Raw genomic sequence first — 15,485 nt, 5'->3', positions numbered from 1 at the left:
CGTCCCCTCCGCCGCCCTGATCGACCGCCCCCGCGAGGTCCTGACACACTCGGTGCACCGCAGCCGCCGCATCGGCCCCCCACGGATGCCCCGCCGCCACGCCACTGGTTTCTGACTGTCCGTCAGTTCCCGTACGGGTGTCAAGACGCGGAGCCGACGCCCGCCGCCGCACCCCGCACGCACAGCTGCGCGGCGGGCCCGAGGCACCGCCGCGCAAACTGTCACATCACCCCACAGAGCAGGCCCCGAGGATCACTCCCCGACGAGGCCCGGGCTCACCACAGTTCGCTGAAGTTGACGGCGACGTTGGCGTTCGACTGGTCGATGTCCGTGAACGCGGAGCCGTTCACCTGAGCCGTGTTGCTCTGGTTGGAGGCGCCGTTGCCGACCGCCTGCTGCTGAGTGGTCGAGGAGTTGCCGTTGTTGTCATCGCCGACACCGCTGCCGTTGACGACCGCAACACCCGCGTTCGATCCGTTGTCCGCGAACGAGCCGTTGTCGGCCATCGCGACACCCGAGAAGAGGGCGGCGGCCAGCGGCAGAGCGGCGACGGCGGCGAGGGCACGGGCGGTACGGATGCTTGCCATGTCTATTTCCTCCAGAACGGGAGGTGAGCTCCAGCCCCTGCCGGGCCCACCTGAAATACGGCTTGTTCCAAGGCAGTTGGCCGACCGCCCTGGAGATCTGCACGACGTCGCGCATCCAGAGTTGCCCACCGAATCCCCGCCGAACCACCCCGGACGCCACTATTCCCCCGCAAGCGTGAGGACAAGTCGATAAACCCGCTTCGCTCCGCCAACGCCCCAGTTCAACACCCCCACCCCAGCCGACCCCAGACGCCGCACGGGCTGAAGCGTTCCGGCAAAACCCCGGCAAAAGGGGGCGCTGCCCCCATCCGGCCACCCCACGCGCTCCCCCCTCTTCCCTTCATCGAACGCTAGTACGAAAATGAAATCATGGCTCCCAGCGACCGCCATGCCGAAGACCGCCCCGCCCACGACGGCCCGCACGAGCCGGCCGCCGAGCACCCGTCCGCCCGCGAGCCACGGCCCCGCGATCCGGCGCCCCGCGCGCGGGCACGCCACGCCGCCGAGCGCCACACCGCCACCCTCGCGCTGGCCCACGCCCTGTCCGCCGCCGAGCGGGGCCTCGCCGTCATCCCCCTGTCCCGCGGCAAGCTCCCCGCGCTGCGCTCGCCGCACCACGACGACCCGCACCCTCCGCCGTGCCACGGCGAGTGCGGACGCATGGGCCACGGCGTGTACGACGCGTCCACCGACCCGGTGCGCATCCGCGAGCTGTTCGCCGCCGCGCCCTGGGCCTCGGGCTACGGCATCGCGTGCGGGCTGCCGCCGTACCACCTGATCGGCATCGACCTGGACACCAAGTCCGGCGCCGACGCCCCCGCCGCGCTGCGCGAGCTGGCGCTGCGGCACCTGTTCACCATCCCGGAGACCGTCGTCGTCACCACGCCCAGCGGCGGGCGGCACGTCTGGCTCTCCGGGCCGCCGGACGTCGTCGTGCCCAACTCGGCGGGCCGTCTGGCCCCCGGCATCGACATCCGGGGCGCGGGCGGCTATCTGGTCGGCCCCGGCTCGCGCACCGAGCAGGGCGTGTACAGCACCGTGCCCGGCACCGCCCACCTGCCCCCGGCCCCGTGCCCCGAGGCCCTCCTGCGGCTGCTCGTGCCCCCGCTCCACCGCCGCCCGGCGACGCCCCCGCGCACGGGCGGCCCCGAGGCCGCCCAACAGGGCCAGGGCCTGGTCCAGTTCGTCCTCGCCGCGCACGAGGGCCAGCGCAACACCCGGCTCTTCTGGGCCGCTTGCCGCGCCTACGAGAACGGCCTGGGCGAGACCCTCGCCGCCCCGCTCACCGAGGCCGCCCTGCGCGTCGGCCTCACCCTCCGCGAGGCCCGCTCCACGATCGCCTCAGCGGCCCGCCTGACCGGCCACGCCTGACCCCCCGCACGCGCCCCACATGACGCGGCCCCACCCCCACGCCACGAACCAGCCACACCCACCGGGCGCCCCTACGGGCGGTCCCTCACACACGTCCCTCACACACGAAGGGGCGCCCGGATCTCTCCGGACGCCCCTTCGACGGCTGGCTCTGGGCCAGCACCCGCGGTGGGTGTGGGATTTGAACCCACGGTGACTCGCGCCACGACGGTTTTCAAGACCGTTCCCTTAGGCCGCTCGGGCAACCCACCCCGCGCTGCCGCCGTGTGATCGGGCGGGCTCGCGCGGGGTCAAGAGTAGCGGGTCAGCTGTCGCCCTTGCGCTCGCCCAAGGTCACATCGACCGTGTGCTCCTTGCCGTCGCGCTCGTAGGTGATCTTGACCTTGTCGCCCGGCTTGTGGGTCCAGATCTGGCCGATCAGGGTCGGGCCGCTGTCGATGACCGTGTCGTCGAGCTGCGTGATGACGTCACCGGGCTTCAGGCCCGCCTTGGCCGCGGGGCCGTTCGGCTCGACCGCGGGGCCCGAGCCGGTGGCGGCGCGGGCGGAGATCACCGCGCCGTCCGAGGCGTCGGCCAGGGAGACCGAGGCGCCGATCATCGGGTACGTGGGCTGGCCGGTCTTGATCAGCTGCTGCGCGACGTTCTTCGCCTGGTTGACCGGGATCGCGAAGCCGAGGCCGATGGAGCCGGACTGGCCGCCGCCGACGCCGCCCCCGCTGTCGGCGGGCTTGATGGCGGAGTTGATGCCGATGACGGCGCCGCGCGCGTCCAGGAGGGGGCCGCCGGAGTTGCCCGGGTTGATGGAGGCGTCGGTCTGCAGGGCGCTCATGTACGAGCTCTTGCTGCTGGCGCCGTCGCTGGACGTGACGGGGCGGTTCTTCGCGCTGACGATGCCGGTCGTGACCGTGTTGGACAGGCCGAAGGGGGCGCCGATCGCGATGGTGGAGTCGCCGACGGCGACCTTGTCGGAGTCGGCGAGCGCGAGCGGGCGCAGGTTCGCCGGCTTGTTCTTGAGCTTGATGACCGCCACGTCGTACCCCTGCGCGCGGCCGACCACCTCGGCGTCGTACTTCTTGCCGTTCGAGAACGTGGCCGACAGCTTGCCGCCCTCGGCGGCGGAGGCCACCACGTGGTTGTTCGTGAGGATGTGGCCTTCCTTGTCGTACACGAAGCCGGTGCCCGTGCCGCCCTCGCCGCTGCCGCTCTGGGCCTCCAGGGTGACCACGCTCGGCAGCGCCCTGCTCGCGATGCCGGCGACCGAGCCAGGCTCGCGCTTGAGGTCGGCGGGGGCGTCCGAGGCGGAGACCGTCGTGGAGTCCGTGCTGCTGTCGTCGTTGCGGTCCGCCGCCCAGTAGCCGATGCCGCCGCCCACGCCGCCCGCGACGAGGGCCGCCGCGAGCACGGTCGCGACCAGACCGCCGCGACGGCGGCCGCCCGGCTTGGGCGCGGACGGCTGCTCGGCCGTCCAGGAGGAACCCCACCCGGAGCCTCCGCCCTGCGCGTACGACGGCACGGCGGGGGGCGGGGGCGGCGGCCAGGAGCCGCCGGACGCGGCCCCGGGAGCCTGGGCGTGCGCGGCCGCCGTGTGGGCGTACGGGTCCGGGATCTGGGGCGCGGGCGCCGGCTGCGCGGCGGGCGCCTCGGGCTGGGCCTGGGCCTGCGCGGCGTCCTGCGGCGTCGACTCGGGCGCGGGCGCCGCGGTGGGCTCATGGGCGGGGGCGGACGCGGGCTCCTGCCTCGCGGACGCCTCCGCCGCGGGAGGGGCGGCGGGAGCAGCGGGAGTGTCCACCGGCACAGGAGGTGCGGACGGGGCCGGGGGGACCGCAGTGCCCTCGTTCTCGGTGCTCACAGCTTTCTTCTCCTCGGTCCACGCTGTCGTACTCGGTCACGGCCAAAGATCGGCCCGGGGCAGCACAGGTCGGGTACCCGGTCGACCGTTCAGTTGTCCCAGTCAGCTTTTCCCATGGGCTGTCAGGCCACCATAAGCCGACGCTGTGCGTTCACGACGGGCGAAACCGCCGCATTCGGAAAGCTCCGGGAGGCTCCGGAAAGCTCCGGGGAAGGCCGTGTGCACCGTCCGGAAGTCCCCGGAGCCTCCCGAGTCCCCGGAAAGCTCATCCAGAGGTTCACAGCCAAGTCACAGAGCCACCTGAAGGCTGCGTGAGAGGAGTCTGAGAAAGGCCGCGCCCCGGGGCCGCCGGTCCGCGCTCCGGGGCCGACGGCGGCCCGCACACCCGACCGCTCCCGGGCCGACGGCGGCCCGCACGCCCGACCCGCCGCGGCCCTCGCACCCCGCCCCGCGGGCCCCCGCCCCCGGACGGTGGCACCATGACGCGGTGACCCACGCACGACAGCACCTCATCCAGGTCGTCGCCCACCGAGGGGCCTCCGAGGACGCCCCGGAGCACACACTGGCCGCCTACAAGAAGGCCGTCGAGGACGGCGCGGACGCCCTCGAATGCGATGTCCGGCTCACCGCCGACGGGCACCTGGTCTGCGTCCACGACCGGCGCGTCAACCGCACGTCGAACGGCCGCGGCGCCGTCTCCGCCCTGGAGCTCGCCGAGCTGGCCGCGCTCGACTTCGGCTCCTGGAAGAACCGCGAACAGGGCCCGTACGCCGAGGACCCCGACTGGGAGGAGGGCCCGGCCCCCGAGGACACCTCGGTCCTCACCCTGGAGCGCCTCCTGGAGCTCGTGGCTGAAAACAACGCCTCCGGGCGGCGCCTCCAGCTCGCCATCGAGACCAAGCACCCCACGCGCTGGGCGGGCCAGGTCGAGGAGCGGCTGCTGCACCTCCTGAAGCGATTCGGTCTGGACGCGCCCTCTCCGGAGGAGCCCTCCCCGGTGCGGGTGATGAGCTTCTCGGCACGGTCGCTGCAACGTGTCCGCGCCGCGTCGCCGACCCTGCCGACCGTTTACCTGATGCAGTTCGTCTCACCGCGCCACCGCGACGGACGGCTTCCCCAAGGGGTGCGCGTCGCGGGACCGAGCATGCGGATCATCCGCAGCCACCCCGGATACGTCGCCAAGCTCAAGCGCGCGGGCCACCAGGTCCACGTGTGGACCGTGAACGAGCCCCAGGACGTCGAGCTCTGTGCCCGGCTGGGCGTCGACGCCATCATCACCAACCGCCCGAAGCAGGTTCTGTCCCAACTGGGCCGCGACTAACTTCCGTTACGGGGTGTGCACCGGCGCGTTCGTTCCGTATTCGATCGTGACGAGTGCGTCACCATCCCGGTGTTGGCCGGTTTCCGGTCCAGTCCATTGGGGCATCCACTCCGTGGCGTGGGGCAAAGGAGGTCTCGGGGGTGGCGTTTGTGGTGGCACGGGAAGTGCCCACGTCGTCGAGCATGGCCGTACCCCATGGCCCTGCGGGCGTGGGGGAAGCCAGACACCGGATGCGCGATCAGCTTCGCGTCAGCGGGGTGTCGGAGTCGGTCATCGACGACGCCGTACTGATCCTTTCCGAACTGCTCAGCAACGCCTGCCGGCACGGCAGGCCACTGGGCAGTGGGCTGCACGACAGCCCGCAGGGCAGTGACGGCAGCGGCGACGGAGACGTGCGCGCCGCCTGGCAGGTCGACAAGGCGGGACGCCTGACGGTCGAGGTGACGGACGGCGGCGGCCCGACCCGCCCGGTTCCGGCCACCCCGTCGGTCACCGCCCACGGCGGCCGCGGGCTGAACATCATCACGGCCCTCGCCGAGGCCTGGGGAGTGCGGGACGACGCCCGCGGCGAGGTCACGGTCTGGGCCCTCGTGCACGCCGGGCACCGCGCCGAGGACTTCGCTACGCGCGTCGCCGCCCCGTCGGCCTCCGCGATAGCCGAGCTGGGCTTCTCGGACCCGTTCGACGACGTCGACTGAAGTCGACTGAAGACGACGCGGACTGAAGCGCACTCAAGCGGACTGAAGCGCACTCAAGACGACGTGGGCGGAAGTCCGGTGACAGCCCCGACGGCGGTCCGGCGACAGCCCGACCACGGATCCCGACCACGTGGGCCGACGTACGCGCACGTGGACCGGCGTACGCGCACGTGGACCGACCGCGGACGTGGACCGCGCTCCGCGCAGCCCACGCGGACCGGAACCCGCCGCCGGACCGGGGCCGTGTCCGAAGGCCACCGCGGCCCGCGGGCCCGCGCGCACATCGCGCCGAGTCGCTCCCCCCTCGAACGGCTAGGCTCGCGCCCGTACGCAAGCGAGCCGTAACCGGGAGACACCCACGATGGCCAAGAAGCGCCCGCAGTCGAAGGGCAAGCAGCCGCAGCTCAAGGACCACGAGGTCCCGGTGGTCGGCGCCAGGGAGCCCTGCCCCTGCGGTTCGGGCCGCCGCTACAAGGCCTGCCACGGCCGGGCCGCCGCGCACGCGGTCACCGAGCTGGTGCAGCGCCCCTTCGAGGGGCTGTCCGGCGAGTGCGACTGGGTGGCGCTGCGCGAGCTGGTGCCCGCCGCCACGGTCGAGCTGACCCTGAAGGACGGCCTGCCCGACGGCGTGCCCTCCGTGACCCTCGCGACGGTCCTGCCGATGGCCTGGCCCGCGCTGCGCCGCGAGGACGGCTCGGTCCTGCTCGGCCTGCAGAACGACACCTCGTCCGGCGACATCAGCCGCGACCTCGCCGACACGCTGGGCCGCGCGCTCACCACGGAGCCGGGCCAGCCGGTGGCGGGCCGCAGGGCGCCCGCCGACGGGCCGCGCCTACAGGACGTCCTCGACGACAAGGCGCCCTTCGCGCCCGTCGTGCACTCCGGCTTCGAGTTCTGGGTGCCGGACGCGGAGAACGCCACGGCGGAGGTCTCGGCCTCCCTGGAGCGGGCCAACGCCGCCGCCATCCCGACGGTCAAGCTGACCGGCGTCGACTCGGCGTACTGGTGCGAGACGCCGGAGAAGAACCACCTGCGGTGGGTCATGCCGCACGCCGAGGAGGAGCTCCTCGACGCGCTCGCGCGCCTGCACGCCGCCGGTGCGTCGAGCCTCGGCGAGGGCACCCGCCTGGTCGGCTCCTTCCGCGCGCACGGCCTGACCGTGCCGGTGTGGGACCTGCCGAGCGGCATGGAGGCGCAGGACGTCGAGAAGCCCGCGGCCGAGTTCGCCGAGCGGCTCGCGGCGGCGCTCGCGGCCACGGAGCCGCTGTCCGCGGAGGAGCGGCGCGCCCGCGGCGGCCTCACCAACCGCCAGGTCACGCTCAGCTGATCCGCTTCCGTCGCCGGTCCGTCCGTCGGAGGTGCGGCACCGCGCGCGGGGGCCTGTCCCCGTGCGCGGGAGCAGCGCCCCTCGCGCACGCTTCCCGGACCTCGGGATGGCCCTCCCACCGGCGCTTCGCCGAGCAGCGCGGCTCCTCCACGGATGACATTCGGCTGAGGTATCACGTCGGATTTCGAACAAGTGGGTGGTGCCGGGCGCCGGGGAGCGGCCCGTGGACCTCGTCCCGTCACGCTTTCTTAACCGGGCGAGTGCGCCGGGTGACCGGGCGGAGGCCGCGCAGGCGCCTCACCTCTGTCTCTCCGACCCACGGGCCAGCCGGAGCGAACGCGTGACTCCTGTCACAACTCCCCATGGGCGCAGGTGAATCCCTGTCCGGATAACTGAGATCGAATTTGCCAAGCGCGGATCTCTTGTTACCGTTCAGGTAGCCCGGTTGCTGGTGCATCCCCCGTCGCCAGCAACCGGGCGTTTCCATGCCCCGGCAGAAGTTACGCGCTCAACTGCCTTGTGGCGCGGCGGAGTTGCTGCCCGATCGCAGCAGCAGGGCGTCGCCGCTCTCACTCGCGAACTCCGCGACCGCCGTGTAGCGCGCCGCGGCTCCCGAGGTGCGCTCCCTTGGGGTGTCGCACGCCCCCGGCTCGTCCCCCGCGCCCACCGCGCAGTACATCTGCACCGTGCGCCCCCTGGGGCCCATCACACTCAGCACGGCCTCCAGGGCCTCACCGGTGACATTGCGGTAGTAGGTGCGCGCCCAGGTGTCCGCGCCCTGGGTCAGGACGCAGGTCTGGGCCTCGACGCCATCCGGCGAGGAGAGTTCGGGGCCGCAGTGGGAGAGGGTGTCGGACTGGGACGCGGCGTCGGCGGCGGCACGCGCGGCACCAGGGCCGCCGTCTGGGGCACCAGAGCCGTCTGGGGCACCGGGGCCGTCTGCGGCACCCCGTCCACCCGCCGCAGCGGAACCGCTCCCGTCCCCCTGCGGCCGGAGCGGCGGCTCGGCCCGGGAAGCCCCGCGGGCCCCGGCCTGCGGCACCGTGGTGCCCGGCTCCGGGGGCCGTGCTCCCGCGTGCCCCGGATCGGCGGGCGCCTTGGTGTCGTCGAACACCGGCCCCGCGGCCGCCCCGGCGAGGGGCAGCAGCGCGGCGACGGCCACGATGCCCAGGAGCGCGAGCAGGCGGGGGTTCATGGCCGGGCGCGGGTGCATGCGCCGAAGATAACGACCCCGGGCGTCCGGCCCCGCGCCGCGCGCCCGATTCCCTTAGAACTCGGGCGCGCTCACACCCGTATGAGTGAGCGCGTCGACCACCGCGTCCACGACGGCCTCCACGTCGGGCACCCAGGGGGCGGCGGAGCCGGGCAGCGGAGCCCGCTCCCAGCGCGCCTGGCCCTGCCCCGTCTCGGACGGGGGCAGGGGGATGTACCCGCCCTCTCCGTGGAAGCGCAGCGAGCCGGGCACCCGGTCCTTGGCGTACAGGAGCTCGCCCAACTGCTCCATGGAGTACGGCGCGACGAGGACGAAGTAGCGGGCCGGCGTGGCCACGACGGGGCCGAGGCGGATGCCCGCGAGTTCGAGCGCGGCGAGGGCGCGCGCTCCGGCGCCCGCGGGCAGGCTCACGGCGCACGGGGCGCGTCCGCCGGTGGCGAGGAGGATGGGTGCGCCGGGCCGGTTGGTCCACCACCAGCGGACCATGCGCTCGTCGGTGGTGGCGGCGAGGAGCCCCGGGTCGAGCGGGTGGGCGCCTGGAACGACGCACTCCGGGTCGGGGCAGGCACACCGGGCCCGGCCGCCGCGGGCGGTGTCACGCTGGGCGACCGGCGTCTCCGGCCGCTCGTCGGCCGCTCCCCGCCGTGCGGCGCGCGGCCCCCGCTTCGCACCCCGCTTGCCGGTCCTTCCGGCACTCTTGCCGCCACGCGTGTCGCCCTGCCGCTCGCCGGGACCGGCGAGTCCGGCGCGCCCGTCGAGTCCGGCGATGCCGTCGAGGAACTGCCTGCTCTGCCCTTCGATACCGACACCGGGCAGCACGGGCCAGCGCCATGCTGTCGCGAAGGTCAGGGCCGCACCGATCAGAGAGGGACTCTGGTCAGACTTCCTACCGATTCGCCAGGACAGGAGCCTGCGTCGCCTTCCGAGGATCTCGCGCATGAGCGCTCGTTCCTTTCCGTTACACGCAGAGGGACACTTCGGGCCACATCACACCATGTGTGGATCTCTATCGCTGTGTACGAGGTGCGCGTACAAGGTGCATGCAAGGTGCGTACAAGCTGGCGCGTCACACCCCAGCCTGCGGCATGGGGAACCCCTATGGGCCGAGCGTTAACGTGGCGTGGGGTGGCGGCGCCTGGCGTTTGCCGTCCCGCGTTCTTCTTGCCCCCGGTGCCACGGGACGATGGGGCACGGTCGCCGTGGGTTAAGACGTCCGGGTCCGGCGACAGGTTCCGGGCGTCGCGCAACTGCCCTGGTCCAGCCCCGAGCCACCACTTGAATCCGTACCCATCACGGCCGCTGTGACGCTCCTTCGAACAATGTCAGTCGACCGCAATATGGCGTTCCCTGCAACACTTTTGAGCCAAGTTCTCAAGATCACTTCCAGTTCACAAAATTCTCACGCCGCACGCTGGACACCAGGAATCCCAGCAGGACAATGCTGGACATCCCCTCTCCAGTGCGTGTAGATGTGGAGACATTGCTGGCGGCGCAGAATGACAGGGGGTTTGCGATGCTATTGAGCAATACGCACTGGCCGGAAAGCGGTCAGCCATGAACGCCCCGCACCTGCCGAAAGTGGCCGGAATCGATTCCACTGTTCCCCCACCGGCGCACACTGCCCCGCCCGCCGCGCCCGTCCCGGAAGCCCCCGGCGCCCCCGGCGCGCTGATCCAGGACCGCCTGGCCGGCTGGGTCTCCGACCTCACCACGCTGCACGAACTCACGGAGCGCCTGTCCCGCACCGCCGCCCTGGACGAGGCCCTGGACGAAGTGCTCCGCGCCGGTGCCGCCCTGGTCGGCGCCCGCCGCGGCCTCGTCGTCGTGGAGCCCGCCGACGGCCTCGGCCCCGACACCACCGTCGGCCTCGGCTTCGCCCGCGCCGACCTCGGATATCTGGAGACGGTGCCGCGCGCCACCACCGCGTACGGCCGGCTCCTGGAGGCGAGCGCCGCGGGCACCCCGCTCGCGGAGATGACCGAGATCGCGCAGCCGGACCTCTTCGCCGACGAGACCTTCGACCCGCGGCACCGCGAGGTCGCCCGCCGCCTCGGCTACGCGGCGAGCTACGCGCTGCCCCTGGCCACCGAGGCGACGGGCGGCGTCGGCGCGGCCGTCTGGCTGTACGACGAGCCCGCCGAACCGGCGCCGCGCCGACGCCATCTGATCGGCCTGTACGTCCGCTACGCCGCCGAGCACCTGGCCCGCCTCGTCGAGCTCACCCGTGCCCGCACCACCGTGGCGACCCTGCGCGAGGAGCTGCTGCCCTCGCGCCTGTCCCGGGTCGCGGGCGTGCAGCTGGCCGCGCGGCACCGCGCCGGGGCGCGCGGCGGCGGCGACTGGTACGACGCGCTGCCGCTGCCCGACGCGGCGCTCGGCCTCTCGGTGGGCTCGGTCACCGGGTCGGGGCCGAGCGCGGTCGCCGCGATGGGCCGCCTGCGCGCGAGCCTGCGGGCGTACGCGGTGATGGAGGGCGAGGACCCCGTCGCCGTCCTGTCCGACCTGGAGCTGCTGCTGCGCCTGACGGAACCCGCGCGCTCGGCGACGGCTCTGTTCGCGTACTGCGAACCCGCGCTGCGCAAGGTCGTCCTCGCCGGGGCCGGGCACAGCCCGCCGTTGCTCGTCGGGGAGCGGCGCACGGAGTTCGTGGAGACCTCGCTGTCCGCGCCGCTCGGCATGCTCGCCTGCTGGGAGGCGCCGAGCGTGGAGATCCGCCCGGAGCCCGGCGAGACCCTGCTGCTCTACACCGACGGTCTGCTGCACCGCACCGGCGACGCGATGGACCGGGCGTTCGCGCGCCTGCACGCGGCGGCGGCGAGCGTGCCGAAGGCCGCCCGGGATGACCCGGGAGCGGTCGCCGACCACGTCCTGCGGACCGTGCTGCCGGAGGGGATCGACGGCACCGCCGGGCCCGACGAGGACGTGGTCCTGCTCGCGGCCCGCTTCGAATAGGGCACCCTTCGGTCGCTGCCCCGGTTGCTGTTCCGGCGGGTACACCAGGCTCCGTGTGACCTCCTGACTGCGTACTGTAAGGGTCCTTCTGCCTCTGGACCCCCTTCCTGACCGCCGTACGATGAGAAGGCCCGTTGTCGTACATAGGAGGCAGACCGTGTCGGACGCTCTCAACCCGGAGACCCCGGAAGCTGAGGACGAAGAGCCGATCAAGCAGCGGAAGAACGGCCTGTACCCGGGTGTCTCCGACGAGCTCGCCGAGAACATGAAGTCCGGCTGGGCCGACACCGAGCTGCGCGACCTGGAGCCGATCGCCCAGGCCGGGCACACCGCCGCCCGCCGTGCCGCGCTGTCCGCGCGCTTCCCCGGCGAGCGCCTGGTGATCCCCGCGGGCAACCTGAAGACCCGCTCGAACGACACGGAGTACGCCTTCCGCTCCTCCGTCGAGTACGCCTACCTCACCGGCAACCAGACGGAGGACGGCGTCCTCGTCCTGGAGCCCACGCGCGACGGCCACCAGGCGACGATCTACCTGCTGCCGCGCTCCGACCGGGAGAACGGCGAGTTCTGGCTCGACGGCCAGGGCGAGCTGTGGGTCGGCCGCCGGAACTCGCTCACCGAGGCCGAGAAGCTGTACGGCGTCCCCGCCTCCGACGTGCGCGAGCTGACGGGCCTGCTGAGCGAGGCCACCGGTCCCGTCCGCGTCGTGCGCGGCTACGACGCCGGGATCGAGGCGGCCCTGACCGACAAGGTCACCGCCGAGCGCGACGAGGAGCTGCGGGTCTTCCTCTCCGAGCAGCGCCTGGTCAAGGACGAGTTCGAGGTCGGCGAGCTGCAGAAGGCCGTGGACTCCACGGTGCGCGGCTTCGAGGACGTCGTGAAGGTCCTCGACAAGGCCGAGGCGACGAGCGAGCGCTACATCGAAGGCACGTTCTTCCTGCGCGCCCGCGTCGAGGGCAACGACATCGGCTACGGCTCCATCTGCGCCGCGGGCCCGCACGCCACCACCCTGCACTGGGTGCGCAACGACGGCGCGGTGCGCTCCGGCGACCTGCTCCTGCTCGACGCGGGCGTGGAGACGCACACGTACTACACGGCGGACATCACCCGCACGCTGCCGATCAACGGCCGGTTCAGCGAGCTGCAGAAGAAGATCTACGACGCCGTGTACGAGGCCCAGGAGGCCGGTATCGCGGCGGTGAAGCCGGGTGCGAAGTACCGCGACTTCCACGACGCCGCGCAGCGCGTGCTCGCCGAGAAGCTGGTCGAGTGGGGCCTCGTCGAGGGCCCGGTCGAGCGCGTCCTGGAGCTCGGTCTGCAGCGCCGCTGGACGCTGCACGGCACCGGCCACATGCTCGGCATGGACGTCCACGACTGCGCCGCCGCGCGCACCGAGACGTACGTGGACGGCACCCTTGAGCCCGGCATGTGCCTGACGGTCGAGCCCGGTCTGTACTTCCAGGCGGACGACCTGACCGTGCCGGAGGAGTACCGCGGCATCGGCGTGCGCATCGAGGACGACATCCTCGTCACGGAGGACGGCAACCGGAACCTGTCCGCCGCGCTGCCGCGCCGCGCGGACGAGGTCGAGGCGTGGATGGCCCAGCTCAAGGGCTGAGGTCCGTCCCCGCGCGGCCGATCGCACCGCGCACTCGTCCTCGAACGCCGGGCGGGGCTGGATTTCCCAGCCCCGCCCGGCGTTTTGCGTGCTTTGGCACCGAGTCCAAGTGGCCCATGAACAGGCGTAGGAGACCGCCCGGCGTTCGAGGGCGAGGCCGCCGGCCGACAGCGCCAGTGCCGCCCCGGCTTGGGGGCGCCCGCAGGGAAGGCAACCTGTCCAGCGCGGCGAGCTCAGCCCTGGCGCTCGTCCGTGCCGGCGACCTTGGCCGTGGCCAGGGCGATCCGGTTCCACGTGTTGATCGTGAAGATCAGGGACAGGACCTGGGCCAGCTCGGCCTCGTCGAAGTGGGCGGCGGCCTCCGCGTAGACGGCGTCGGGTACCCCCGCGTCGGCGAGGCGGGTGACCGCGTCGGTCAGCGCGAGCGCCCCCTGCTCCTTGGCCGTGAAGAAGTTCCTGGCCTCGCGCCAGACGGCCACCATGTGCAGCCGGTCCTCGCTCTCGCCCGCCTTGCGCGCGTCGTTGGTGTGCATGTGCAGGCAGTACGCGCAGCCGTTCAGGTGTGAGGCGCGGATCTGGACCAGCTCGACCAGGGCCGGGTCGAGGCCGTCGCGGGCGGCGGCGTCCAGGCCGATGACGGCCTTGAAGACCTTCGGCGCGACCTTGGCGAAGTCGAGGCGGGGGGCCTGGGCGGCGGAGTCGGCGACTGCGGGTGCGGTGGCGGCGGGCGCGGCGGTGGCGGACGGCGCGGCGGCGGGCGCAGCAGTGGCGGACGGCGCGACTGCGGACGCGGCGGTGGTGGACGGCGTGGCGGCGGGCGCGGTGACTGCGGTGTTGTTCGTCATGACCATGAATCTACGAGCCGCAAAGACCTTGGATAGGGTGCACTTCCATGGCGGAATCACGGGTCAATTCTGCGGGGCGCATCGGCGCTGACCTGCACCTGGACCTCTCCGGCAGCGGCAGCCGCCGCGCCGCCCTGACCGACGCCCTGCGCGAGGCGGTGCGCTCCGGGCGGCTCGCCCCGGGCACCCGCCTGCCGCCGTACCGCTCCCTCGCCACCGACCTCGGGATCGCCCGCAACACCGTCGCTGACGCGTACGCGGAGCTGGTGGCCGAGGGCTGGCTGACCGCCCGCCAGGGCTCGGGGACGCGGGTCGCCGAGCGGGTCGCACCGCCCCCGCGCGTACGTGTCCCCAAGCGCGCCCCCACCGGTGGCGCGCCCCCCGCGCACAACCTGCTCCAGGGCCAGCCGGACGCCGGTTCCTTCCCGCGCACGGCCTGGCTCGCCGCCGCCCGCCGGGCCCTGACCGCCGCGCCCACCGAGGCGTTCGGGCCCGGCGACCCGCGCGGCCGGGTCGAGCTGCGGCGCGCCCTCGCCGGCTATCTGGCGCGCTCGCGCGGGGTGCGGACCGACCCGGAGCGGATCGTGGTGTGCTCCGGCTTCGCGCACGCCCTGCGGCTCCTCTTCGGCACGGGCTCCGGCGGAGTGCTGCGCGGCCCCCTCGCCGTGGAGGCGTACGGGCTCGGCTTCCACCGCTCCCTGCTCGCCACGGCCAAGGTGCGGCCGGTGCCGCTGTCCCTCGACGAACACGGCGCCCGCGTCGAGGAGTTGCCGGACGCCCCCGGTCCGGTCCGTGGGGTGCTGCTCACGCCCGCGCACCAGTTCCCGACGGGCGGGCCGCTGCACCCCGCGCGCCGCACCGCCGTCGTCGACTGGGCCCGCACGCGCGCGGGACTGATCCTGGAGGACGACTACGACGGGGAGTTCCGCTACGACCGCGAGCCCGTCGGCGCCCTCCAAGGGCTCGACCCCGAACGGGTCGTGTATGTCGGCTCGGTGAGCAAGAGCCTGTCCCCGGCCGTGCGGCTCGGCTGGATGGTCCTGCCCGAGCACCTCGTGGACGCCGTCGTCGCCGCCAAGGGCCAACGGGAGGCGTGGGCCGGCGTCCTCGACCAGCTCACGCTCGCCGAGCTCATCGAGTCCGGCCAGTACGACCGCCACGTCCGCCGCATGCGGCAGCACTACCGGCGCCGCCGCGACCAGCTCGTCACCGCGCTCGCCGAACGCGCCCCGCACATCACCGTCACCGGCATCGCGGCGGGTCTGCACGCCGTGCTCCAACTGCCGCCCGGCACCGAGGCGTCCGCCGTGAAGGCCGCCGCATGGCACGGCGTGGGCCTGGAGGGGCTGGCCGACTACCGGCATCCGGAGGCGACGGGGGCGGCCCCCGACGGGCTCGTCGTCGGCTACGCGACACCCTCCGAGCACGCGTACACGGCGGCGATCGAGGCCCTGTGCCGGGCGCTGCCGCCCGCACCCGACCACGGAACGGACGCGGACGTCCGTCCGGCCGACCGGACGGACAGCCGGACAGCGGGACAGCCGGACAGCGGGACAGCCGGACAGCCGGACAGCCGGACGTGAACGGCGTGTGAAGCCTGGCGCCCCCTTCTGAGCTGCTGAAATAAGGGCCCGTCGGCGCTGGTTGGGATCTGACACGCCCCTCACGAAGGGACGTACGCAACAGGCCTCATCAACCACGTAC

The 15,485-nt window shown here is 73.2% G+C and carries 12 protein-coding genes and 1 tRNA gene; 7 read left to right on the top strand and 6 right to left on the bottom strand.

The genetic code is table 11. The features are described from left to right. Positions 1–275 precede the first annotated feature (275 nt). On the bottom strand, positions 276–587 hold the full coding sequence (locus AC5WAM_RS21255; RefSeq protein WP_138960620.1) for a hypothetical protein: 312 nt from the start codon (positions 585–587) through the stop codon (positions 276–278). A gap of 369 nt (positions 588–956) precedes the next feature. Between AC5WAM_RS21255 and AC5WAM_RS21250 the strand changes: the two genes are divergently transcribed. Further along, positions 957–1,958 carry a bifunctional DNA primase/polymerase gene (locus AC5WAM_RS21250; RefSeq protein WP_495518496.1) on the top strand — a complete coding sequence of 334 codons (1,002 nt, stop codon included), beginning with the start codon at positions 957–959 and terminating at the stop codon, positions 1,956–1,958. A gap of 166 nt (positions 1,959–2,124) precedes the next feature. Here AC5WAM_RS21250 and AC5WAM_RS21245 read toward each other — a convergent pair. Both AC5WAM_RS21245 and AC5WAM_RS21240 read right to left on the bottom strand, forming a co-directional pair. After that, a tRNA-Ser gene (locus tag AC5WAM_RS21245) sits at positions 2,125–2,209 on the bottom strand. A gap of 53 nt (positions 2,210–2,262) precedes the next feature. Continuing rightward, positions 2,263–3,807 (bottom strand): S1C family serine protease, encoded by a 1,545-nt coding sequence (locus tag AC5WAM_RS21240; RefSeq protein ID WP_495518495.1) that lies wholly within the window; start codon positions 3,805–3,807, stop codon positions 2,263–2,265. Between the two features lie 487 nt (positions 3,808–4,294). Here AC5WAM_RS21240 and AC5WAM_RS21235 point away from each other — a divergent pair, with 487 nt between their 5' ends. From AC5WAM_RS21235 to AC5WAM_RS21225, 3 genes are all read left to right on the top strand, one after another. Continuing rightward, positions 4,295–5,128 (top strand): glycerophosphodiester phosphodiesterase, encoded by an 834-nt coding sequence (locus AC5WAM_RS21235; RefSeq protein WP_366790859.1) that lies wholly within the window; start codon positions 4,295–4,297, stop codon positions 5,126–5,128. A gap of 53 nt (positions 5,129–5,181) precedes the next feature. Beyond that, complete coding sequence (locus AC5WAM_RS21230) at positions 5,182–5,826, top strand: ATP-binding protein (protein ID WP_366790858.1); 645 nt, start codon at positions 5,182–5,184, stop codon at positions 5,824–5,826. Between the two features lie 361 nt (positions 5,827–6,187). Next, positions 6,188–7,153, top strand: coding sequence for a DUF5926 family protein (locus tag AC5WAM_RS21225; protein WP_366790857.1), 966 nt, complete (start codon positions 6,188–6,190; stop codon positions 7,151–7,153). A 508-nt stretch (positions 7,154–7,661) separates the two neighbouring features. Here AC5WAM_RS21225 and AC5WAM_RS21220 read toward each other — a convergent pair. Both AC5WAM_RS21220 and AC5WAM_RS21215 read right to left on the bottom strand, forming a co-directional pair. Further along, complete coding sequence (locus AC5WAM_RS21220) at positions 7,662–8,366, bottom strand: hypothetical protein (protein ID WP_495518494.1); 705 nt, start codon at positions 8,364–8,366, stop codon at positions 7,662–7,664. A 54-nt stretch (positions 8,367–8,420) separates the two neighbouring features. Continuing rightward, positions 8,421–9,185 (bottom strand): bifunctional DNA primase/polymerase, encoded by a 765-nt coding sequence (locus AC5WAM_RS21215; protein ID WP_495518493.1) that lies wholly within the window; start codon positions 9,183–9,185, stop codon positions 8,421–8,423. A gap of 735 nt (positions 9,186–9,920) precedes the next feature. Between AC5WAM_RS21215 and AC5WAM_RS21210 the strand changes: the two genes are divergently transcribed. Then, positions 9,921–11,318 (top strand): PP2C family protein-serine/threonine phosphatase, encoded by a 1,398-nt coding sequence (locus AC5WAM_RS21210; protein ID WP_366790854.1) that lies wholly within the window; start codon positions 9,921–9,923, stop codon positions 11,316–11,318. A 121-nt stretch (positions 11,319–11,439) separates the two neighbouring features. Next, positions 11,440–12,936 (top strand): aminopeptidase P family protein, encoded by a 1,497-nt coding sequence (locus tag AC5WAM_RS21205; protein ID WP_366790853.1) that lies wholly within the window; start codon positions 11,440–11,442, stop codon positions 12,934–12,936. Between the two features lie 233 nt (positions 12,937–13,169). On the opposite strand, the gene AC5WAM_RS21200 is transcribed toward AC5WAM_RS21205, so the two are convergent. Beyond that, positions 13,170–13,781, bottom strand: a complete 612-nt coding sequence (locus AC5WAM_RS21200; RefSeq protein ID WP_495518492.1) for a carboxymuconolactone decarboxylase family protein — start codon at positions 13,779–13,781, stop codon at positions 13,170–13,172. 47 nt (positions 13,782–13,828) lie between these two features. Between AC5WAM_RS21200 and pdxR the strand changes: the two genes are divergently transcribed. Then, on the top strand, positions 13,829–15,364 hold the full coding sequence (gene pdxR / locus AC5WAM_RS21195; RefSeq protein WP_495518491.1) for a MocR-like pyridoxine biosynthesis transcription factor PdxR: 1,536 nt from the start codon (positions 13,829–13,831) through the stop codon (positions 15,362–15,364). Positions 15,365–15,485: the final 121 nt, after the last annotated feature.

Source organism: Streptomyces sp. JLYT201 (assembly GCF_059448825.1).
The sequence above is the reverse complement of the archived record's forward strand: the minus strand, read 5'-3'. Positions and strand labels throughout refer to the sequence as shown.